Source organism: Bacillus sp. CH_48 (genome assembly GCF_038008465.1).
GTDB lineage: Bacteria > Bacillota > Bacilli > Bacillales > Bacillaceae_G > Bacillus_A > Bacillus_A thuringiensis_S.
Map to the genome: position 1 here is coordinate 2,670,238 of NZ_JBBOZF010000001.1, position 20,763 is coordinate 2,691,000.

Consider the following 20,763-nt stretch of genomic DNA (forward strand, 5'->3'; position numbering starts at 1 on the left):
AAGTAGTAGTTTACTCTTTTCTGATAGAGCGTTTTCAAGTACAATGGAAATGACTGAATCATCTAACTATTTAGGGGTATAGAGGGGGGAGAAGAGATATGAAACGTAATCCGCTGATTCCGTTCGCTCTTATTGCAGCATTAGGTATTATCGTTATGTTTGTATTTTCATTTCAGGGGCTAAATAAATCTAAAGAGTTAGCTGATGCAAAAAATGGCGGGAAGCCAGCACAAACAGCATCAAAACCAGAGGATATTGTGAAGCAAAGCTGTACGAGCTGCCACGGTGATCAGTTACAAGGGGCGGTAGGACCTAACTTACAAAAAATTGGTGGGAAACTTTCAAAGGATGAAATTAAAGAAATTCTTTCGAAAGGAAAGGGCAATATGCCTGCCAATATAGTTCCAGCTGATCAAGCCACTAAAGTAGCTGATTGGTTATCGAAGCAAAAATAAAGTCCCGTATGACAAGCCTTTTGCTTATGCAAAGGGCTTGTTTTTCTATATTTTCTAAAATACGATGAATGATAGAGAAATGAATTGTTGTTATGGGCTTGCAACAACTACTATAAATTCATTATCATGGAGACAGACTGACAAGAGAAGGAGTAATGGAAATACATGAATGAAGTAAAGCTTTCAAAACGATTAGAAGAAGTTGTGCGTGAAATACCAGTAGGATCTACAGTTGCTGATATTGGATCGGATCATGCGTATTTACCGTGTTATACAATTATAAATAATATTGCTACAAAAGCAGTTGCAGGAGAAGTTGTAGATGGACCATTTCGTTCTGCACAAGCAACTGTAGCTGAAAGTGGCTTACAAGATAAAGTAGATGTACGTAAAGGGAATGGATTAGCTGTTATCGCGCCAGGAGAAGTAGATGTTATTACGGTTGCTGGAATGGGCGGAGCGTTAATTCGTGACATTTTAGAAAGTGGTAAAGAAAAATTAGAAGGTGTAACACGTTTAATTTTACAGCCGAATATTGCAGCGCATCATATTCGTGAATGGTTTGTTGAAAATGGTTGGGAGCTTATCCATGAAAAAATCGTAAAAGAAGATGGGAAAATTTACGAGATTTTAGTAGGAGAGCGAGGAAATGTCGAAGCACCTTACTCGGAAAATAAACAAGCGGGATTGTTTATGGGGCCATTTCTAATAAAAGAGAAAAATGAAGCTTTTGGTGAGAAATGGGAAGGGGAATTGAAAAACTTCCAAAATATTTTAAAACAGTTAGAACGTGCGGCTAATTCTGAAGAAACAAAAGCGAAACGTGCAGAAGTAGAAGCGAAAATGAAAATGATAGGGGAGATTTTATCATGAGTAAAATTCCAAACGGCCATGAAATTATTTCTTTATTTGAAAGTATGTATCCGAAGCATTTGGCGATGGAAGGAGATAAAATTGGTCTGCAGATTGGAGCGCTTAATAAATCTGTACAACACGTATTGATTGCGTTAGATGTAACGAAGGAAGTTGTGGAGGAAGCGATTCAATTAGGAGCGAATGTCATTATCGCGCATCATCCTTTGATTTTTAATCCGTTAAAAGCGATTCATACAGATAAAGCGTACGGAAGAATTATTGAAACGTGTATTAAAAATGATATTGCCATTTATGCAGCGCATACAAATGTGGATGTTGCCAAGGGCGGAGTAAATGATTTACTTGCTGAGGCGTTAGGGTTGCAAAATACAGAAGTTCTAGCACCAACATATGCGGAAGAAATGAAAAAAGTTGTTGTGTTTGTGCCAGTAACTCATGCAGAAGAAGTACGAAAAGCATTAGGAGACGCAGGTGCTGGTCATATCGGCAATTATAGCCACTGTACGTTTAGTAGCAAGGGTACAGGTACGTTTGTACCTCAAGAGGGGACAAATCCTTATGTAGGGGAAACTGGACAGTTAGAGCGCGTAGAAGAAGTGCGAATCGAAACGATTATTCCAGTTTCACTACAACGAAAAGTGATTAAAGCGATGGTAACGGCACATCCATATGAAGAAGTAGCGTATGATGTGTATCCACTTGATAACAAAGGCGAAACATTAGGGCTTGGGAAAATAGGATACTTAAAAGAAGAAATGACACTTGGACAGTTTGCAGAACATGTAAAGCAATCATTAGATGTAAAGGGTGCACGAGTTGTTGGGAAATTAGATGATAAAGTGCGCAAAGTAGCTGTACTTGGTGGTGATGGTAACAAATACATCAATCAAGCTAAATTTAAAGGAGCGGATGTATATGTAACAGGTGACATGTATTATCATGTTGCTCATGATGCGATGATGCTCGGTTTAAATATAGTTGACCCAGGACATAACGTTGAAAAAGTAATGAAGCAAGGTGTGCAAAAGCAATTACAAGAAAAAGTGGATGCAAAGAAACTCAATGTACACATTCATGCTTCGCAATTACATACAGATCCATTTACATTTGTATAAGAAAAATAAAAACCGTTGCTCATATAGGCAACGGTTTTTATTATTGTTCTTTTTTCACTTTTACACGAGGTAATATTTTTTGTAACGGTACTTTTCGAACTCTCTCCCATGTAGCGGGATTCATTGGGTCATATTGATCTAAGAAAGCGATAACTTCTTTTGTAATTGGAGTTGGAGTAGAAGCACCTGCTGTAACAGCTACGTTTTCTACACCTTGTAGCCACTCTAATTGGATTTCGCTTACATCAGCAACTCGATATGCTTTTGTACCTGCGATTTCTTGTGATACTTGTGCTAAGCGATTTGAATTGTTACTTTTCGGATCACCAACAACAATTGTTAAGTCTGCAACATCAGCTTGTTTAGCGACAGCTTCTTGGCGAACTTGGGTTGCTAAACAAATTTCTTTATGGAATTCTGCTGTTGGGAATTTTTTTTGAATGTCCTCCATCAAATGTTGAACATCCCATTGACTCATTGTTGTTTGATTCGTTACTAAAATTTTATCTGTTGGGATTTCTAATGTTTTTAAATCATCGGCTCTTTCGATAAGGTGAACGATGTCAGGTGCAATACCGACTGCGCCTTCTGGCTCTGGATGATTTTTTTTACCGATATAAATGACATGATACCCTTCCGCTTTCTTAGCTTCGATAAGGTCATGCGTCTTGGTAACATCTGGACAAGTGGCATCGATTGTTGTTAAACCTTTTTCTTTTGCGCGTTGTTTAACTTCTGGAGAAACACCGTGTGCAGTGAAAATAACAGTACCAGAATCAATTTTATCTAAAATTTCTAAGCGACTTGGACCGTCTAATGTGATGATTCCATCTTCTTCAAAAGCGTCTGTAACATGTTTATTGTGAACAATCATACCTAAAATATAAATGGGTCTCGGCAATGATTTATCTAATGCGGCGTTACGTGCAATTACCATTGCATCGACAACACCGTAGCAATAACCACGAGGGGAAATTTTAACAATTTTCATATGAGTAATCCTCTCCTTCTAAACAAGGGATACTTTTGTGCATAGTCTTTTACATTATAAAGGAGGAGTGGATAGAAAACAAAGGATTGTTACACATATAGTTTTGGTTTTGTTGCTGTTTGTTGAACTGGTTCTTTCGGTAACTCTTTTTCTATTACAGGTTCAATCACTATTTTCTTTCGTTTTCGTTTCTTTTTTTGAGGTGTAGGAGGCGGACTTTTTACCTCAACTGGCTCTGTTACATTTTCCGCTTGATTTTCTTCCGTACTTTTTCCAGAGGTGAGGATTTTAACAATGCTTGGTAGACTACGCATAATAGGACCGTACTGTTCGACGACAGGACCTACAGATTGAACGACTTGGGATACTTTTTCGATGTTATTTATCATATTAGTTGGATTCGAAATTAAATTCGAAAAAAAACTGCCGATGCCACTGCTTGCTGCAGCTGTAGTTGCTGCCCCGCCGCGCGTTTCATTTGATTCATACATTTGAGGCGGTATCATTTGCTCAGGATGTTGCTGCATGTATGGTTGATATTGTGGATGTTGCTGAGGATATTGTTGCTGGTATTGCTGCTGATATTGCTGTTGATATTGCTGCGGCGGTGGTTGCTGATGCATCATCGGTGGGCCTTCCATTTGTCGGTAAGGCGGAACCATTTGCATAAAAGGCTCGGTTGGATCGTGTTTTTTAAAAAGCTTAGCAAGAAAACCTTTCTTTTTTTGCGCCATTGGTGGTAGTTGTGGAATGGGATATGGTGTATAAGGTTGTTGTCCTTGATTCGGATACATTTGCCTTGTAGGGGATTTCGGAAACATGTGAGAAATCCTCCTTTCTTCAGTTAGGTATATACACATACAATATGCAATAAAAGGGAAGAAGGTTAGTTTTTGAAGTGAAAACCTAAACTAAAGATGGATTTTACTTGTAGATTTCGATATAATGTAGACTTGACTGATTTGTGCGCGCAGTAGAAATTTTAGAAAGAAGGTGTAACTTATGACACAAAAAACTTTTACACAGTATGATTTTAAACCATTTTTAATAGATGCAGTTCGTGAACTACGCTTTACAGAGCCGACAGGAATTCAGCAGAAAATTTTCCCGGTCGTGAAAAAAGGTGTAAGTGTAATTGGGCAATCCCAAACAGGTTCTGGGAAAACACATGCATACTTACTTCCTACATTAAACAGAATTAATGCAAGCCGTGAAGAAGTACAACTTGTTATTACAGCACCTACTCGTGAGTTAGCACAACAAATTTACGAAGAGATTGTGAAATTAACAAAATTCTGTGCGGAAGATCAAATGATTACAGCGCGTTGTTTAATTGGTGGAACTGATAAACAACGTTCAATTGAAAAATTGAAAAAACAACCTCATATCGTAGTTGGGACACCAGGGCGTATTAAAGACTTAGTTGAAGAACAAGCATTATTTGTTCATAAAGCAAATACGATTATTGTCGATGAAGCAGACTTAATGCTTGATATGGGATTTATTCATGATGTAGATAAAATTGCAGCACGTATGCCTAAAAACTTGCAAATGCTAGTTTTCTCTGCAACAATTCCTCAAAAACTAAAACCGTTTCTGAAGAAATATATGGAGAATCCAGAGCATATTCATATCAATCCAAAACAAGTTGCAGCTGGAAACATTGAACACTATTTAGTGCCTTCTAAACATCGTAATAAAATTGATTTAGTGAATAAAATGCTACTTCAATTTAAACCGTATTTAGCAGTTGTTTTCACGAATACGAAAAAGATGGCGGATCAAGTTGCTGATGGATTAATGGAACGCGGCTTAAAAGTTGGACGAATTCACGGGGATTTATCACCACGTGATCGTAAAAAAATGATGAAACAAATTCGTGACCTTGAATTCCAATATATTGTTGCGACTGATTTAGCAGCACGTGGTATTGATATTGAAGGGATTAGCCATGTTATTAACTATGAGCTACCATCAGATTTAGATTTCTTCGTTCACCGCGTTGGAAGAACAGCACGTGCGGGGCATTCTGGTATTGCAGTGACGATTTATGATCCAGCAAACGAAGAAGCGTTAGATAGCTTAGAAAAACAACGTCATATCGAGTTTAAACATGTAGATTTACGTGGAGATGAGTGGGCGGATTTAGGTGAGCGTCGTCGTCGTAAGAGCCGTAAAAAACCAAATGACGAACTTGATGTTATGGCAACGAAAGTTATTAAAAAACCGAAAAAAGTAAAACCAAACTATAAACGTAAACTTGCAACAGAACGTGACAAAGTGAAGAGAAAATATAGCAATAAAAAAAGATAAGGGGTTTCCCTTATCTTTTTTTAATCCCGCTAATTTAAATGAAGAGTATAGTCTGTTTAAATAGTCAAATAAATTTGTGTAGTGCGTCTTTTGTGAACAAACAATTCACTACATATTTCTACAAATTATGCTATCATTATATCTATTGTATATTGAAGAGGTGATTGTATGTTAAAGATTGGATCTCATGTTTCCATGAGTGGTAAGAAAATGTTATTAGCAGCAAGTGAAGAGGCTGTTTCATATGGTGCAACGACGTTTATGATTTATACAGGTGCACCGCAAAATACACGAAGAAAACCAATTGAAGAATTGAACATAGAAGCAGGAAGAAAACATATGGAGCTGAATGGAATTGAGGAGATTATCGTCCATGCACCGTATATTATTAATGTTGGGAATACGACAAAGCCAGAAACATTCCAATTAGGTGTAGACTTCCTTCGTATGGAAATTGAAAGAACATCGGCATTAGGTGTAGCGAAACAAATTGTTCTTCACCCAGGAGCGCACGTTGGTGCTGGAGCAGATGCTGGTATTCAACAAATTATTAAAGGGCTTAATGAAGTACTAACGCCAGAACAGACGGTTAACATTGCATTAGAGACGATGGCAGGAAAAGGAACAGAATGCGGTCGTAGCTTTGAAGAAATTGCAAAAATCATTGATGGTGTAAAATATAATGAAAAGCTATCTGTATGCTTTGATACGTGCCATACGCACGATGCAGGATATGATATTGTAAATGACTTTGACGGCGTGTTAAACGAATTTGATAAGATCGTTGGTATAGATCGTTTACAAGTACTTCATATTAACGATAGTAAAAATGTACGCGGAGCAGGAAAAGACCGTCATGAAAATATTGGATTTGGTCACATTGGGTATAAAGCATTGCATCACATTGTACATCATCCACAGTTAATGCATGTACCAAAAATTCTTGAAACACCGTATGTAGGGGAAGATAAAAAAGATAAGAAACCACCATACAAATTGGAAATCGAAATGCTGAAAAACGGTAATTTTGATGAAGGGATTCTTGAAAAAATTAAAGCACAATAAGGAGGGGAAATCCCCTCCCTATTTTAGTAGTTGCTGAAATAATGTATTTACTTGTTGGGCAGTGGCAGGGGAAGTTACTCTTGCGATCTGTTTTAAGAGCTCTAGTCGCTCGTTGTTATCGTAAATATTAATATTTTTACCTTTCATAAGTAAAACGATTTGGTCAGCTTGTGCAGTCGTAATAGAAACTTCATATTCTTTGCTATATTTTAATAACTCTTTTGTAGAAATATGATTTAATTTTTTATTAACAATTTGTTTTATGAGGTTCATCTTGTTATCCTCCTTCACGTGTTCTTCTATCGAAATATATGAGCATATAGCTTGTACATATTCGTATGGAGTTTCTTTTTTCATGAGGAAAAGAAGCGTATGTTATAATATAAGGACAAAACTACAGAAAAAGAGTAAAGGGAGGACCTATGGAGCAAAAGCAACATCGAAAAGAAAGTGTTATTCATCTCATTTATCGTTTAGTTATGATTATTTTTGGAGCAGCATGCGCGGCGGTAGCGATTGAACTATTTTTAATGCCAAATAAAATTATTGATGGTGGAATTATTGGTATTTCTCTTATATTAGATTATCTTACTCCTAACATTTGGTGGTTAAGTTTTTCTACTTTAGTCGTTGTTCTCAATATCCCATTTATGTATTCGGGTTATAAGCAAATTGGAAAAACATTTATGTTATCTTCGACATTTGGTATTGTAGCGTTAGCTTTCATTGAGTCAACGTTACATGCGGTGCCACCATTTACAACAGAACCTATTTTAGCGACAGTGTTTGGTGGGCTTATTTTAGGTCTTGGTGTAGGACTTGTAATTCGTCATGGTGGGTCGTTAGATGGAACTGAAATTATGGGGATTTTATTAACGAAGAAATTACCGTTCTCTGTTGGTGAATTCGTAATGTTTGTGAACTTATTTATTTTTGCATGGGCAGCATTTGTGTTTGGTGTGGAACAAGCGATGTATTCTGTTATGACCTACTATATTGCATTTAAAACGATCGATACAGTAATTCAAGGGCTAGATGAAACGAAGGCGGTTTTAATTGTATCTGATCAATACGAGGAAGTATCAAACGCGATTTTGCATCGTCTTGGCCGTGGAACTACAAAGCTGGTAGCAAAAGGTGGTTACACGGATAAAGAAAAAGAAGTTATTTATGCAGTTGTAACGCGTCTAGAAGTGACGAAGTTAAAATCAATTGTGCATGAAATTGATGAAAATGCGTTTGTGACGATTATGAACACGCAAGAGACAAATGGTGGTAAGTTTAAATCGGCTATTCACTAAAAATTTATAGGAATATTTTTCGAAAGCAGAGAATTTTTCTCTGCTTTTTGTTATAATAGTAAGGTTTCTTGAAAAAATAGATATATTTTAGGCAGATTGGTTTACAACTATAATAAGCTGTACTATAATTCAAATAGATATAAATCGGAATCATTCTGAATTAAAATAGGTGAGATGCTATGAATAATATATTAGAGATTGAAGGTTTAACATTCCGATACGAAGATCGGAATGTGTTAGAAAATATTAATTTGCAAGTTCCGAAGGGAGCTTTTTTAGGTTTAGTGGGACCGAATGGTTCAGGTAAATCAACTTTACTTAAGTGTTTATTAGGCGTTTTAAAGCCAAAAGAAGGAAGCATTCGCGTGTTTGGCGTTGATAGTAAGAAGTTTAAGGAATGGAACAAAGTTGGTTATGTATCCCAAAAGGCAAATAGTTTCAATTCTGGTTTTCCAGCAACTGTTTCTGAAGTTGTGTCAATGGGACTTGTTTCGAAAAAAGGGCTTTTTCGCTTTTTCACAAAAGAAGATAAGAAAAAGGTAGAAAAAGCAATTGCTGATGTAGGGATGAGTGAGTTTCAAGGTCGTAACATTGGAGAGCTTTCTGGTGGACAGCAACAGCGTGTATTTATTGCTCGTGCGCTCGTTAGTGATCCTGAATTGCTTATTTTAGACGAGCCTACTGTTGGAATTGATGTAAAAAATGTGGAAAGTTTTTACGAAATATTAGAGGATTTAAACAAAAGGTTGGGAATCACATTAATTCTTGTTACTCATGATATGGGAGCTGTTACCGAAAAAGTAACACATGTTGCATGCCTAAACCAACATCTACATTTCCATGGAAATGTAGAGAAGTTCCGAGAGTTAGAAGATGCAGAAATGTCCGTCTTATATGGACATCATGTTCATCGTTTAGAACACGAACATGAGCATCACGGGAGGATATAATGATACAAGATTTTTTACAATATGACTTTTTACGTAATTCTTTATACGCAGGTATTTTAATTGGACTTGTTGCACCGCTAATTGGTGTGTTTGTTGTTATTCGTCGTTTATCTCTTATTGCGGATGCATTAAGTCACGTGACGTTATCAGGTATTGCAGCAAGTTTATTACTTGAAAAAACCATTTTTACAGGTGGATTTTTAAACCCCTTATATATGGGGATGGTTTTTTCAATTGGTGGAGCGCTACTAATCGAAAAGTTAAGAACTGTATATAAGCACTATCAAGAATTAGCAATTCCGATTATCCTTTCGGCAGGGATGGGAGTTGGAGTTATTTTCATTTCACTTGCAAATGGATTTAACACAGACTTATTTAGTTATTTATTTGGTAGTGTTAGTGCTGTAACAAGTACGGATTTAATTATTATTGGGATTGTAGCAATTGTTGTTGTTGCGACAATTATTTTATTATATAAAGAGCTGTTTCTACTATCATTTGATGAGGAATACGCAGTATCAACTGGTTTAAGAGCGAAATGGATTCACTTTATTTTCATTATATTAGTTGCTCTTGTCATTGCAGTATCAATGCGTGTAGTAGGGGTTCTTCTCGTATCATCATTAATGACGTTGCCAGTTGCAGCGAGTATTCGTATTGCTAAAGGATTTAAACAAACAATTTTCTTTTCCATTTTATTTGGTGAAATTGCAGTTATTGGTGGAATGTTTGCTTCGTATCAACTTGATTTAGCGCCAGGTGGTACAATTGTTATGATAGCAGTTCTTATTTTAATCGGTGCGATTTTATGGAAGAAGAAAAAAACTGCATAAAGTAGGGATAGGTATGAATCTAACGGAAGCTTTACGCCTAATGAAAGAAAAAGGATACAAACATACTGGAAAAAGAGAAGAGATGCTAAGATTATTTGCAGCACATAATCGTTATTTAACTGCGAAAGACGTTTTAGAGCATATGAAAGACGACTATCCAGGGCTTAGTTTTGATACGATTTATCGTAACTTAACAGTTTTTGCTGAGATTGGTGTTTTAGAACAAACGGAATTAAATGGTGAAAAACATTTTCGTTTTACTTGTTCTATTATGGAACATCATCATCATTTTATTTGTTTGGATTGTGGGGGGACGAAAGAGATTACTTCCTGCCCAATGGATTTTATGAATAAAGATTTTACTGGTTATGAAGTAACGGGTCATAAGTTTGAAATATATGGTCGTTGTCCAAAATGTGCAAAGTAAAAGCTCGTCGGTTATATAACTGACGAGCTTTTTTACGTAGAAAAGAAGGTTGCTCACAAATATTGTGGCAACCTTCTTTTTATTGTTCTTGTGTCTCTTTTTCTTTTTCTCGTTCAGCAGCCATTTCAGCAGCAATTACGTCGATTTCTTTTTTCAGTTCTTCTACCATTGTTTCTTCTGGTACTTTACGAACGACTTGCCCTTTACGGAATAATAATCCCTCTCCACGTGCACCAGCAATACCGATATCAGCTTCACGAGCTTCACCAGGGCCATTTACAGCGCAACCAAGTACTGCAACTTTAATTGGTACTTGAAGTGTAGAGATGTATTCTTCCACTTCGTTAGCGATGCTAATTAAATCGATTTCAATACGACCACAAGTTGGACAAGAGATAAGTGTCGCTGCGTTAGACGCAAGACCGAATGATTTTAATAATTCACGAGCAACTTTTACTTCTTCAACTGGATCAGCACTTAATGAAATACGTAGTGTATTTCCGATGCCTTTACTTAAGATTGCTCCAAGACCAGCGGCACTTTTTACAGTTCCAGCAAACAATGTTCCAGATTCTGTAATACCTAAATGTAATGGGTAATCAAAAGCGCGAGCAGCTTTCTCGTATGCTTCGATTGCTAAGTTAACATCAGAGGCTTTCATAGATACGATAATATCGTGGAAATCTAAGTCCTCTAAAATTTTAATATGATGTAGCGCGCTCTCAACCATACCATCTGCAGTTGGGTACCCGTACTTTTCTAAAATGTGACGCTCTAATGAACCGGCGTTTACACCAATACGGATTGGAATACCGCGCTCTTTTGCTGCATTTACAACAGCTTCTACTTTATGGCGACGACCAATATTACCTGGATTGATACGTACTTTATCAATGCCACCTTCAATTGCTTTTAAAGCAAGGCGATAATCAAAATGAATATCAGCAACAAGTGGAATGTTGATTTGTTTTTTTATATCAGCAATAGCATCTGCTGCGCGTTCATCTGGAACGGCAACGCGGACGACTTGACAGCCGGCTTCTTCTAAACGCTTGATTTCAGCAACTGTTGCTTCAACATCATGTGTTTTTGTTGTTGTCATACTTTGTATAATTAATTCATTATTACCGCCGATTGTTAAATTACCGACTTTAACTGGACGTGTTTTTGTACGATGAGTCATTTCATTCACGAATAGATCGCTCTCCTTATAAAAGAAGTTTCTTATTTAGTCCCTCATATCAATGATAGTATACGTGATATAGGGCTATAGAAACCGAAGTGCTCGGTTTCACTTTTACTATTGTATCAGCGCCTTTATGTAATTGACAAGGATTAAGTGATAGCTTATTGATATAACGGGAATTTATAAGACTTTCCAATTTGGATTTTTGTAGCAGATGTACTTTTGTTTAATAGTTTAAAGTCGTCAATGACTTTTTCTATGGAAGGAATTTTTTTCTTGTTAATTTGTTCTGTAATAGAAAGAACTGTCTCACCAGTTTTTACTTCAATTGTTTTATAAGATGTATCCGTTTCTTTTTCTGTTTTATTCTCTTTATTTTGTTGGCTGTCTGCGTTCTCTTTTTTAATCGTTTGGGCAGAGGTTGTTTTTTTATATGAACTTAACATCGGTAAAGTACCGATTTTTATATCGTAATAAAATACATAACCGAGAACAAGCACGAATAGGAATATACCTAACCTCTTCATATTCTTCACTCCTTTGCTAGGAATATATGCTTGTCCAAAAAAAAAATGCCTATTTAGGCATTTTTTTATTTTTCTTTCGGTTGGGGTACCTCTTTAATCGTTAAGTATAGAACGATTAAAACAACAGCGATATAAATGAATGTTGCCCCAGGTACGACGATTTTGAATAAATCCATAATCATGAAGAAAATGGTTGGGATTGTGTAGCTGTATGCAGTTAGTGTCCAAACTTGTTTATAGGATAGTTTACGTTGACCGCTCATAGCAGAACCGATGAACGCAAGTAAAGTCACGCCTACAAAAGTGATGAATAATTGGAATAGGTACACTAAGAATCCGATAACGAATAATAAAATTGGATAAATATTATCGAATAAAGAAATAAATTCTTGTAGATCTTTTTTCTCAAGAGATGCACCTAACAAATCGTTATAAGAATACGTTTGTGTTTGACCATTTCCCATAGAGACTACTTTATCTTTTAAAACAAATAAACCTGTTTTATTTTGATATTTTTCTAGGTCTGTTGAATTTGGATCAAATACGAAAAGTGCATTTCCTTCTTCTTTTTCAATGGGTTGATCAATATCGGCTTTTAGTTCGCCATTTTCAATCTTAAAGTCAGGTAAATCTTTATCGATGACTTGATTTACCATGCCTACACCATCTTGGATAAAACTACCGTACAAAAAAGTTCTTGGAATAGTAGTAATTAAGCAAAGTAGCATAATATACAAAATGGTTTTACCGATTTTTTGAAAACGGAATAGCGCCATATCTTTAGGCGAGTATATGCTTTTTACGAATTGGGTAAATATGGACATAGATTCACTTCCTTTATGTATGTATAAAATCATTGTAACGTAGGAATCTAGAGAATCTCAAGATATATTATATTTACATATAGTGGAGATAACTAAATTTCTTTTTATTAACTTTCTTCTTTTAAATAAGAAAAATACAATTGACACTTTTCTTTTCTATATGGTAAATTTATCTTACCTTTCTTAAAGGGCATATCCGATAGGAATTCCTTTATTTGATATGTTGTTACATACATAATTGTGGACCCTTAGCTCAGCTGGTTAGAGCAGACGGCTCATAACCGTCCGGTCGTAGGTTCGAGTCCTACAGGGTCCATATCCATTTCGCATGTTTATTATGTTAGCAGGAAGCTTCCTTGTAGAAGGAAGCTTTTTTTACGGAATATATGAGCATTTTAATTGAAAAGAAGTGGGAATTTTGCTACTTTAATGATAGCAAGACAATGTGATTTATTTGTTTGCACCCTATGGCAATTAGGGTAGAATGAAGTTGTATGTCACTAAGTGGCAATACATAAACTGGGAGGAATATAACAATGGCAAAACACGAATTACCAAATTTACCTTATGCGTATGATGCTTTAGAGCCTCACTTTGACAAAGAAACAATGAACATCCATCATACAAAACATCACAACACGTATATTACAAACTTAAACGCTGCTTTAGAAGGTCATGCAGAATTAGCTGACAAAAGCGTAGAAGAATTAGTTGCAAACTTAAACGAAGTACCAGAAGCGATCCGTACAGCAGTACGTAACAATGGTGGCGGACACGCTAACCATACATTCTTCTGGACAATCTTATCTCCAAACGGCGGAGGACAACCTGTAGGTGAACTTGCAACTGCAATTGAAGCGAAATTCGGTAGCTTCGATGCATTCAAAGAAGAATTCGCAAAAGCTGGCGCAACTCGCTTCGGTTCTGGTTGGGCTTGGTTAGTAGTAAACAATGGTGAGTTAGAAGTAACAAGCACTCCAAACCAAGATTCTCCTTTAACTGAAGGTAAAACTCCAGTTATCGGTTTAGATGTTTGGGAGCACGCTTACTACTTAAACTACCAAAACCGTCGTCCAGACTACATCGGCGCATTTTGGAACGTTGTAGATTGGAACGCTGCTGAAAAACGTTACCAAGAAGCAAAATAATCGTAATAAATATAGAAAAAGCTAGGGGAGAGCCCCTAGCTTTTTTCTATGCTTTCCTTTTACATAATTGGGCTTGTCTTTGGAAGACTAGAACATGAAGTAAAGGAGAGTTGTGTATGAAGTGGAAACATATAATTGGTGACGTTGAAGTGAATCGGGATTTAGTGTTATTGCTCCTTATAGGAGGTTTATACACGCTCGCAATTTCTTTATCGAATACGTTTGTAAATATTTATTTATGGAAGCAAACACAAAATTATGTGAATCTTGGCTTGTATAATTTGGCCAGCGTTGTATTACAGCCTCTCACATTTCTTGTAGGGGGGAAATTAGCGAAACGTATCGATCGCTCGATTTTATTACGAATAGGAGTAGGAACGCTCGCAATTTTTTTTATCGTTGTTTTAGTGGCTGGAAAAAGTGCTTCTCAGTATATTTTATTAATGGGGGCTCTTTTAGGAGTAGGATACGGTTTTTACTGGTTGGCTTTTAACTTATTGACATTTGAAATTACAGAACCAGAAACAAGAGATTTCTTTAATGGATTTCTTGGACTTCTTACATCTTTCTCTGGGATGATTGGACCAATAGCAGCAGGATACACAATTTCACGCATGGAGAAATGGAGTGGTTATACTGTTATATTCTTTCTTTCATTAGTTTTATTTGCAATTGCTGTCGTCTTAAGTTTCTTTTTATCTAAAAGAGAATGTGAAGGGCGTTATGAAATTGTGCAAGTATTGAAAGAACGAAGAGTTGATAAAAATTGGGGAAAGATTACACGAGCTCATTTTTTCCAAGGATTGAGAGAAGGAACGTTTATTTTTGTCATTTCAGTATATGTGTATTTAGCAACTAATAGTGAGTTCGCATTAGGGAAATATAGTTTAGTGAACTCTGCTGTATCCTTTGTATGTTATTACTTGGTCGCTCGCATGTTAAAGAAAGAGTGGCGAAAAAAAGCAATTTTACTTGGGGGCATTATTTTATATGCTGTCGTCTTTTTAGTTATTTTCAATGTTACATACACGAAATTACTTATTTATGCGGCATGTATTGCGGTTGCATATCCTATTTTACTTGTTCCATACGGGTCAATGACATATGACGTAATTGGTAGAGCTAAAAATGCGAGAGAATGGCGTGTGGAATATGTCGTTGTCCGGGAGTTATGGTTAAATGCCGGAAGAATCTGTTCCATTTTAAGTTTTTTATGTGCTGTACTATTCTTTCCACCTGAAAAAAGTTTACCTTACTTATTATGTATTTTAGGTGCTGGACATTTTCTTATTTATTTTGCAGTTAAAAATGTCAAATATGATGGGGAAAATGCAGATAAAACAAGTGTTGTAACGCAAGGAACTACGCAGAATCAAACTGAACCAGAAGGTTAACTTCTCGTTTGTTTTATGCTAGAATAGAAAAAGATGTAAAACAGCAGTGAGGACACCTGTATGAAGGTGTCCCTTTCACATTACATAGCTGTTGGTAGAGGGGGTTTGTATGAGCAAGAAGCAGAAGCAAAATAAGAAAAAGACCCACGTTCCTTTTCGGTTAAACGTGCTGTTTTTCTGCGTGTTTTTAATGTTCTCCGCGGTTATTGTAAGGCTCGGATATGTACAAATTGTTCGCGGTGAAGAATATAAGAATGAAGTGGAGAAGAAAGAAAACTCAACGATAAGTAATCCTGTACCGCGTGGGAAAATATTTGACCGTTATGGGCGACCTGTAGTAGATAATGCAGCCATTCGTACTATTACATTTACAAAAATGAAAGGATCAACGGCAGAGGATCGCTTAGAAACAGCGAAAAAGCTAGCAGATTTGATTGAAGTACCGACAGATAAATTAACAGATCGCGATAAAAAAGATTATTGGCTTGCTATGCATAAAGAGGAAGCTAAAGAAAAAATTACGAATAAAGATCGTCAAGAGTTTAAAGATAAAAAAATTGATGATAAAGAATTAGACGAGCGTCAGCGAAGTCGTGTAACAGAAGAAGAGATTAATCAATTATCCGCAAAAGATCTAGAAATATTAGCGATTAAAAGTAAGATGGACGGCGGATATGCAATGACACCTCAAGTTATTAAAAAGGATGCTACAGAAAAGGAATATTCGATTATTAGTGAAAACCTAGCAGCATTACCAGGTGTAGATACGAATGTTGATTGGGATCGAAAATATACGTACGATGATTTATTCCGAAGTGTACTTGGTGGGGTGTCGACATCTGATGAAGGCTTACCGAGAGAAAGACTAGATTACTATCTTGTTCGTGATTATAATCGAAATGACCGAGTAGGAAAAAGTTATCTTGAACAACAGTATGAAGATAGCCTGCACGGTACGAAAGCAGAAGTTAGAAATGTTACAGATAAAAACGGTAATATTTTAGAAACGATTAATGTATCAAAAGGACAAAGTGGTAATGACTTGAACTTAACAATTGATATGGAATTACAAAAGCGTGTGGAAGATATTCTTGCGAAGAATTTAATGAGATTTAAAGGAAGCGAACCTCTTTTAGATCGCGCATTCGTTGTAATGATGAATCCAAAAAATGGTGAAGTTTTATCTATGGCGGGGAAACAATTAGTTAACGAAGATGGTCAAACGAAAGTAAATGACTTTGCATTAGGTACCATGACAAGTTCTTATCCGATGGGGTCAACTGTAAAAGGTGCAACAGTACTTACTGGATATCAAACTGGTGCGATTCAACCAGGGTCGGTGCAATTGGATGAACCAATTAAATTAAAAGGTACACCTACGAAATCATCTTGGAAAACGATGGGATACATTAATGACCTTACAGCTTTAAAAATGTCTTCTAACGTTTATATGTTTAAAACAGCGATGAATATCGCCGGTGTTCAATATGTGAGAGGTGGTACGTTAGATATACCTCAAAAAGCATTTGATACGATGCGTTATTATTTCGGACAGTTTGGACTGGGTGTAAAAACAGGAATTGATTTACCCAATGAATCTGCTGGTCAGATGGGTAGAAGTAGTCAACCAGGTTTCTTACTAGATTTATCAATTGGACAGTATGATACGTATACACCGCTTCAATTAGCGCAATATATTTCGACGATTGCCAATGGCGGATATCGTATGCAACCACAAGTTGTAAAAGAAATTCGTCAACCAGCAGTGAAACCAGATGAAGTTGGGAAAGTTGTTCAATCTATGGAACCGAAAGTATTAAATCGTGTTGATATGCCAGAATCGCAAATTAAACGTGTTCAAGAAGGATTTAGACAAGTGTATAATGATTCAGGTGGTACAGCTACAAAATACTTTACAGGTGCAAAATATAAAGCGGCAGGGAAGACAGGTACCGCGCAAACTGTGTATGGCGGAGATAAAGAGATTGGTAGAAAGGCAAACGGTGAACGTGTGGAAACATATAACCTAACATTAGTAGGTTATGCGCCACTTGAAGATCCAGAAGTAGCATTCTCTGTTGTCGTTCCGTGGGTACATGATGATAAGACTGGTATTAATGGATATATTGGTCGTGAAATTATGGACGCTTACTTTGATTTGAAAAACAAAGAAGTAAATGGTGAAACTCCAAAAGATGACAAAGACAATAAAAATAAAGATCAAGATGATGAATAAAAAAATTGTAAAAAAGCACACTATCTGAAAAGATAGTGTGCTTTTTTTTATGGTTTATGCATATCGTGTAATAAATGTGGACAAGTATACAACACTGAAAAACACGCGGCCGTATAAATGATACTTGTATATGATGAGATAGGGGATAACTGTTTTATAGGGAAATCATCAGAGAAAATGAATAGCTACTACTGATTAAAATTGTATCGTATGTTGATCTTTGTGGAACTTTACAAAACTTTTACAAACAATTAAAACCGAATTAATAGTTTAGCAGTATTCTTATATCTGTAATCCTGTTATTTCCGGTTACTTCTAGGAGGAAGAACACGTGAAATGGATGCGTACACCGATTAAAATTTTCGTACTATCAATATGGTTCCTCTGTTTTGAAATGTCTACTGCATTTGCTTTAAATGATACGGGAGAAGTGAGAGTTGATGGATCCTCAACGGTTTTTCCTATTATAGAAGCAGTAGCGGAGGAATATACAAAGGTGCATCCAGACGTGAAAATTTCCATCAGTATTTCTGGAACTGGGGGAGGATTTAATCGTTTCGGTAAAGGAGAAGTAGATATAAATAATGCTTCGAGAGTAATGAAACAAGTCGAGAAAAATGAAATGAAGAAAAATTCTATTCAATTCACACCTTTTGAGGTGGCTAAAGATGGTCTTACAATTGTTGTGAATTGGCACAATACATGGGTAGACGATATGTCAGTAGACGAGTTACGTCTACTGTGGAGTGAAGATGGAAGTGAGAAGCGATGGTCACAAATTCATTCAACATGGCCACGTGAACAAGTGAACTTTTATGCACCAGGCGTAGACTCTGGTACGTATGATTATTTTCAAAATGTCATCTTACAAAATCATCGCATTGTAAAAAAAGTCTCTTTGTCTGAAGACGATCAAGTTATTATGCAAGGGGTAATGAATGATAAACATGCCATTGCTTTTGTAGGATATGCTTATTATATGGCTAATCGAGATAAGGTGAAAGCAATAAAAGTAAATGGTGTATTTCCGACGAAAGAGACCATTCAATCAGGTAAATATAAGCCGTTATCTAGGCCGCTACTTACTTATGTGAATAATGCATCTATCCGAAATAAAATGAATGTAGCAAACTATGTTGAGTTTATGATTCAGCATGTTGGTAACCTCGCTGAAGAGGTCGGTTATGTAAAATTGCGAAAAGAAAAATACAATGAACAGCTGCGTATGTTAACAGAAATAAAAAGGTAATGTCAGGGTGGAAAGGGGTTTTCATCTTTGGCTCATAATGACAAAAATCAAATTACATTTTCTGTACAACATTTGATTGAAAGAAATAAAAAGCAAAGAAAAAAAACGCAGCGAATCAATCGAATAGTACCTTTATTACTAAAAATAATTGCTAGCGTTTCTATTGTGACGACACTTGGAATTGTTTTTACGCTCTCTAATGAAACAATCATGTTTTTTCAAAAAATATCACTATACTCCTTTTTGACGGAGAAAGAATGGTTACCATTTTTTGAAGATCCTAAATTTGGTATAGTACCACTTATATGTGGAACGTTCCTTGTAACAGCGCTTGCTATGTTTGTGGCAATTCCTATCGGTTTAGCGTGTGCTGTATTTTTAAGCGAATATGCTTCAAATAGTGCACGGAAAATATTAAAGCCGATGTTAGAGCTATTAGCAGGTATCCCGACAATTGTATACGGTTTTTTTGCATTAACAATTGTTACACCGCTTTTACAAAGGATTATACCAGATTTACAGTTTTTTAATGCGATTAGTCCAGGAATCGTTATCGGATTTATGATGATGCCTACAGTTGCATCTCTATCTGAAGACGCGATGAGATCTGTGGCGAAAGGGACGAAAGAAGCTTCATTAGCACTCGGAGCGACGCGGTTTGAAATGGTAAAACAAGTGGTGTTTCCGTCCGCTTTTACAGGGATTATGGCAGCAATTATATTAGCGGCTTCTCGTGCAATTGGTGAAACGATGATCGTTGTAATTGCAGCAGGATCCACACCAAATGTATCGCTTGATCCGACACATTCTATTCAAACGTTAACAGCCTATATTGTGCAAGTAAGTTTAGGTGATGCTCCGCATGGAACGGTTACGTATTACAGCATGTATGCTGTAGGTGCAACTTTATTTATGTTTACTTTTATTATGAACATCATTTCGCAGTCTATTATGCGCCGTTTTAGGAGGATGACATAATATGCGAATGTTGAATCATAATAAAATACAAAAAAACATGGCATCACGCTTTTTAAAAGATCGAATTTACAAATTGTTATTTTATATAGCAATTTTATTTTCAATCGTAATTTTGTCTGTGTTACTGTTTCAAATTGTTGAAAAAGGCATAAGTTATCTTTCAATAGATTTCTTTACAAATTTCGCTTCACGTAATCCGAAAGAAGCTGGTATTGCTGCAGCTTTGTCAGGGACAATATTATTTATGAGTATTGTTATACCTGTTTCTTTTATATTTGGAGTTGGAACAGCTCTTTATTTAGAGCAATATGCGAAGGAATCTCTATTTAAAAAAATAGTAGAGATTAATAATCAAACGTTAGCAGGAGTACCATCCGTTGTATTTGGATTGCTTGGTTTAACTATTTTTGTATATGCTCTTCATTTAGGAGAGAGTATAGTTGCAGCAGCACTGACGATGAGTTTACTCGTCTTACCAACAGTTGTTGTGGCGAGTCAAGAAGCAATCCGGTCAGTACCAAGTGTATTATTAGAGGGTTCTTACGGATTAGGTGCTACGAAGTGGCAAACGATGTATCAAATTGTATTGCCATATGCTTTTCCAGGGATTATAACGGGCTGTACGTTAGCGATATCAAGAGCAATTGGAGAAGCAGCACCACTATTAGTGATCGGGGCACTTGCGTTTGCGAATTATGTTCCATTTAGTATGTTTGATAGATTTACAGTTTTACCAATCCAAATTTTTAATTGGATGAGTAGGCCACAAGAAGAATTTCAGTATGTAGCAGCAGCTGGGATGATTGTTTTGTTAGGTTTGTTGCTATTTATCAATATATTTGTTTTATGGTTACGAAATCGAAAATAAGTTGGAAGTGGATGAAAGGGGAATTCA

General features: G+C 36.3%; 21 protein-coding genes and 1 tRNA gene. 16 read left to right on the top strand and 6 right to left on the bottom strand.

Annotated features, from left to right (window positions below; all coding sequences use genetic code 11):
• The first annotated feature begins 98 nt into the window (after positions 1-98).
• The 3 genes from cccA to N2V92_RS13430 all read left to right on the top strand — a co-directional run bounded on the left by cccA (position 99) and on the right by N2V92_RS13430 (position 2,446).
• Positions 99-455 (top strand): cytochrome c550, encoded by a 357-nt coding sequence (gene cccA, locus N2V92_RS13420; protein WP_016077253.1) that lies wholly within the window; start codon positions 99-101, stop codon positions 453-455.
• Between the two features lie 165 nt (positions 456-620).
• Positions 621-1,328 (top strand): tRNA (adenine(22)-N(1))-methyltransferase, encoded by a 708-nt coding sequence (locus N2V92_RS13425; protein ID WP_001006546.1) that lies wholly within the window; start codon positions 621-623, stop codon positions 1,326-1,328.
• Positions 1,325-2,446 carry a Nif3-like dinuclear metal center hexameric protein gene (locus tag N2V92_RS13430; RefSeq protein ID WP_000036251.1) on the top strand — a complete coding sequence of 374 codons (1,122 nt, stop codon included), beginning with the start codon at positions 1,325-1,327 and terminating at the stop codon, positions 2,444-2,446. The genes N2V92_RS13425 and N2V92_RS13430 overlap by 4 nt, the downstream gene beginning before the upstream one ends.
• A 40-nt stretch (positions 2,447-2,486) precedes the next feature.
• Here N2V92_RS13430 and N2V92_RS13435 read toward each other — a convergent pair whose 3' ends face one another.
• Positions 2,487-3,437, bottom strand: coding sequence for a 4-hydroxy-3-methylbut-2-enyl diphosphate reductase (locus N2V92_RS13435; RefSeq protein ID WP_000706658.1), 951 nt, complete (start codon positions 3,435-3,437; stop codon positions 2,487-2,489).
• 89 nt (positions 3,438-3,526) lie between these two features.
• Entirely contained in the window at positions 3,527-4,258 is a 732-nt protein-coding gene (gene vrrA, locus N2V92_RS13440; protein ID WP_016077254.1) for a VrrA/YqfQ family protein, read from the bottom strand.
• Positions 4,259-4,439: 181 nt separating this feature from the next.
• Here vrrA and N2V92_RS13445 point away from each other — a divergent pair, with 181 nt between their 5' ends.
• Both N2V92_RS13445 and N2V92_RS13450 read left to right on the top strand, forming a co-directional pair.
• Positions 4,440-5,750 (top strand): DEAD/DEAH box helicase, encoded by a 1,311-nt coding sequence (locus N2V92_RS13445; RefSeq protein WP_000192443.1) that lies wholly within the window; start codon positions 4,440-4,442, stop codon positions 5,748-5,750.
• 168 nt (positions 5,751-5,918) lie between these two features.
• Positions 5,919-6,815, top strand: a complete 897-nt coding sequence (locus tag N2V92_RS13450; RefSeq protein WP_000912458.1) for a deoxyribonuclease IV — start codon at positions 5,919-5,921, stop codon at positions 6,813-6,815.
• A gap of 18 nt (positions 6,816-6,833) precedes the next feature.
• Here N2V92_RS13450 and N2V92_RS13455 read toward each other — a convergent pair whose 3' ends face one another.
• Positions 6,834-7,088 carry a DUF2624 domain-containing protein gene (locus tag N2V92_RS13455; RefSeq protein ID WP_001048959.1) on the bottom strand — a complete coding sequence of 85 codons (255 nt, stop codon included), beginning with the start codon at positions 7,086-7,088 and terminating at the stop codon, positions 6,834-6,836.
• 149 nt (positions 7,089-7,237) lie between these two features.
• On the opposite strand from N2V92_RS13455, the gene N2V92_RS13460 reads away from it, so the two are divergent.
• From N2V92_RS13460 to N2V92_RS13475, 4 genes are all read left to right on the top strand, one after another.
• Positions 7,238-8,116, top strand: coding sequence for a YitT family protein (locus N2V92_RS13460; RefSeq protein WP_000435962.1), 879 nt, complete (start codon positions 7,238-7,240; stop codon positions 8,114-8,116).
• Between the two features lie 179 nt (positions 8,117-8,295).
• Positions 8,296-9,066, top strand: a complete 771-nt coding sequence (locus N2V92_RS13465; RefSeq protein ID WP_001059662.1) for a metal ABC transporter ATP-binding protein — start codon at positions 8,296-8,298, stop codon at positions 9,064-9,066.
• Positions 9,066-9,899 carry a metal ABC transporter permease gene (locus tag N2V92_RS13470; RefSeq protein WP_000613817.1) on the top strand — a complete coding sequence of 278 codons (834 nt, stop codon included), beginning with the start codon at positions 9,066-9,068 and terminating at the stop codon, positions 9,897-9,899. Before N2V92_RS13465 ends, N2V92_RS13470 begins: the two co-directional genes overlap by 1 nt.
• Before the next feature lie 13 nt (positions 9,900-9,912).
• A complete protein-coding gene (locus tag N2V92_RS13475) occupies positions 9,913-10,326 on the top strand; it encodes a Fur family transcriptional regulator (protein ID WP_001054516.1) in 414 nt (137 codons plus the stop codon).
• Between the two features lie 79 nt (positions 10,327-10,405).
• Here N2V92_RS13475 and ispG read toward each other — a convergent pair whose 3' ends face one another.
• The 3 genes from ispG to yqgB all read right to left on the bottom strand — a co-directional run bounded on the left by ispG (position 10,406) and on the right by yqgB (position 12,863).
• Entirely contained in the window at positions 10,406-11,509 is a 1,104-nt protein-coding gene (gene ispG / locus N2V92_RS13480; RefSeq protein ID WP_153578351.1) for a flavodoxin-dependent (E)-4-hydroxy-3-methylbut-2-enyl-diphosphate synthase, read from the bottom strand.
• A gap of 164 nt (positions 11,510-11,673) precedes the next feature.
• Positions 11,674-12,039, bottom strand: a complete 366-nt coding sequence (gene yqfZ, locus N2V92_RS13485; protein ID WP_000825421.1) for a protein YqfZ — start codon at positions 12,037-12,039, stop codon at positions 11,674-11,676.
• A gap of 65 nt (positions 12,040-12,104) precedes the next feature.
• Entirely contained in the window at positions 12,105-12,863 is a 759-nt protein-coding gene (gene yqgB, locus N2V92_RS13490) for a protein YqgB (RefSeq protein ID WP_000021895.1), read from the bottom strand.
• 242 nt (positions 12,864-13,105) lie between these two features.
• Between yqgB and N2V92_RS13495 the strand changes: the two genes are divergently transcribed.
• The 7 genes from N2V92_RS13495 to pstA all read left to right on the top strand — a co-directional run bounded on the left by N2V92_RS13495 (position 13,106) and on the right by pstA (position 20,736).
• Positions 13,106-13,179 (top strand) — tRNA-Ile (locus tag N2V92_RS13495).
• 220 nt (positions 13,180-13,399) lie between these two features.
• Complete coding sequence (sodA, locus tag N2V92_RS13500; protein ID WP_001052031.1) at positions 13,400-14,011, top strand: superoxide dismutase [Mn]; 612 nt, start codon at positions 13,400-13,402, stop codon at positions 14,009-14,011.
• 116 nt (positions 14,012-14,127) lie between these two features.
• Complete coding sequence (locus N2V92_RS13505; RefSeq protein ID WP_000871388.1) at positions 14,128-15,405, top strand: MFS transporter; 1,278 nt, start codon at positions 14,128-14,130, stop codon at positions 15,403-15,405.
• 109 nt (positions 15,406-15,514) lie between these two features.
• The gene (locus tag N2V92_RS13510) at positions 15,515-17,641 is read left to right on the top strand and encodes a peptidoglycan D,D-transpeptidase FtsI family protein (RefSeq protein ID WP_000038980.1); all 2,127 of its coding nucleotides are present in this window, start codon (positions 15,515-15,517) and stop codon (positions 17,639-17,641) included.
• Between the two features lie 331 nt (positions 17,642-17,972).
• Positions 17,973-18,890 carry a PstS family phosphate ABC transporter substrate-binding protein gene (locus N2V92_RS13515; RefSeq protein ID WP_000871818.1) on the top strand — a complete coding sequence of 306 codons (918 nt, stop codon included), beginning with the start codon at positions 17,973-17,975 and terminating at the stop codon, positions 18,888-18,890.
• 27 nt (positions 18,891-18,917) lie between these two features.
• The gene (gene pstC, locus N2V92_RS13520) at positions 18,918-19,868 is read left to right on the top strand and encodes a phosphate ABC transporter permease subunit PstC (protein WP_000940890.1); all 951 of its coding nucleotides are present in this window, start codon (positions 18,918-18,920) and stop codon (positions 19,866-19,868) included.
• 1 nt (position 19,869) lies between these two features.
• Positions 19,870-20,736, top strand: coding sequence for a phosphate ABC transporter permease PstA (gene pstA, locus N2V92_RS13525; protein WP_001242568.1), 867 nt, complete (start codon positions 19,870-19,872; stop codon positions 20,734-20,736).
• Positions 20,737-20,763: the final 27 nt, after the last annotated feature.

Bases quoted from the DNA above. Each gene is read 5' to 3' on its own strand.
- cccA (WP_016077253.1), top strand. From the start codon at position 99: ATGAAACGTAATCCGCTGATTCCGTTCGCTCTTATTGCAGCATTAGGT.
- N2V92_RS13425 (WP_001006546.1), top strand. From the start codon at position 621: ATGAATGAAGTAAAGCTTTCAAAACGATTAGAAGAAGTTGTGCGTGAA.
- N2V92_RS13430 (WP_000036251.1), top strand. From the start codon at position 1,325: ATGAGTAAAATTCCAAACGGCCATGAAATTATTTCTTTATTTGAAAGT.
- N2V92_RS13435 (WP_000706658.1), bottom strand. From the start codon at position 3,437: ATGAAAATTGTTAAAATTTCCCCTCGTGGTTATTGCTACGGTGTTGTC.
- vrrA (WP_016077254.1), bottom strand. From the start codon at position 4,258: ATGTTTCCGAAATCCCCTACAAGGCAAATGTATCCGAATCAAGGACAA.
- N2V92_RS13445 (WP_000192443.1), top strand. From the start codon at position 4,440: ATGACACAAAAAACTTTTACACAGTATGATTTTAAACCATTTTTAATA.
- N2V92_RS13450 (WP_000912458.1), top strand. From the start codon at position 5,919: ATGTTAAAGATTGGATCTCATGTTTCCATGAGTGGTAAGAAAATGTTA.
- N2V92_RS13455 (WP_001048959.1), bottom strand. From the start codon at position 7,088: ATGAACCTCATAAAACAAATTGTTAATAAAAAATTAAATCATATTTCT.
- N2V92_RS13460 (WP_000435962.1), top strand. From the start codon at position 7,238: ATGGAGCAAAAGCAACATCGAAAAGAAAGTGTTATTCATCTCATTTAT.
- N2V92_RS13465 (WP_001059662.1), top strand. From the start codon at position 8,296: ATGAATAATATATTAGAGATTGAAGGTTTAACATTCCGATACGAAGAT.
- N2V92_RS13470 (WP_000613817.1), top strand. From the start codon at position 9,066: ATGATACAAGATTTTTTACAATATGACTTTTTACGTAATTCTTTATAC.
- N2V92_RS13475 (WP_001054516.1), top strand. From the start codon at position 9,913: ATGAATCTAACGGAAGCTTTACGCCTAATGAAAGAAAAAGGATACAAA.
- ispG (WP_153578351.1), bottom strand. From the start codon at position 11,509: ATGACTCATCGTACAAAAACACGTCCAGTTAAAGTCGGTAATTTAACA.
- yqfZ (WP_000825421.1), bottom strand. From the start codon at position 12,039: ATGAAGAGGTTAGGTATATTCCTATTCGTGCTTGTTCTCGGTTATGTA.
- yqgB (WP_000021895.1), bottom strand. From the start codon at position 12,863: ATGTCCATATTTACCCAATTCGTAAAAAGCATATACTCGCCTAAAGAT.
- sodA (WP_001052031.1), top strand. From the start codon at position 13,400: ATGGCAAAACACGAATTACCAAATTTACCTTATGCGTATGATGCTTTA.
- N2V92_RS13505 (WP_000871388.1), top strand. From the start codon at position 14,128: ATGAAGTGGAAACATATAATTGGTGACGTTGAAGTGAATCGGGATTTA.
- N2V92_RS13510 (WP_000038980.1), top strand. From the start codon at position 15,515: ATGAGCAAGAAGCAGAAGCAAAATAAGAAAAAGACCCACGTTCCTTTT.
- pstA (WP_001242568.1), top strand. From the start codon at position 19,870: ATGCGAATGTTGAATCATAATAAAATACAAAAAAACATGGCATCACGC.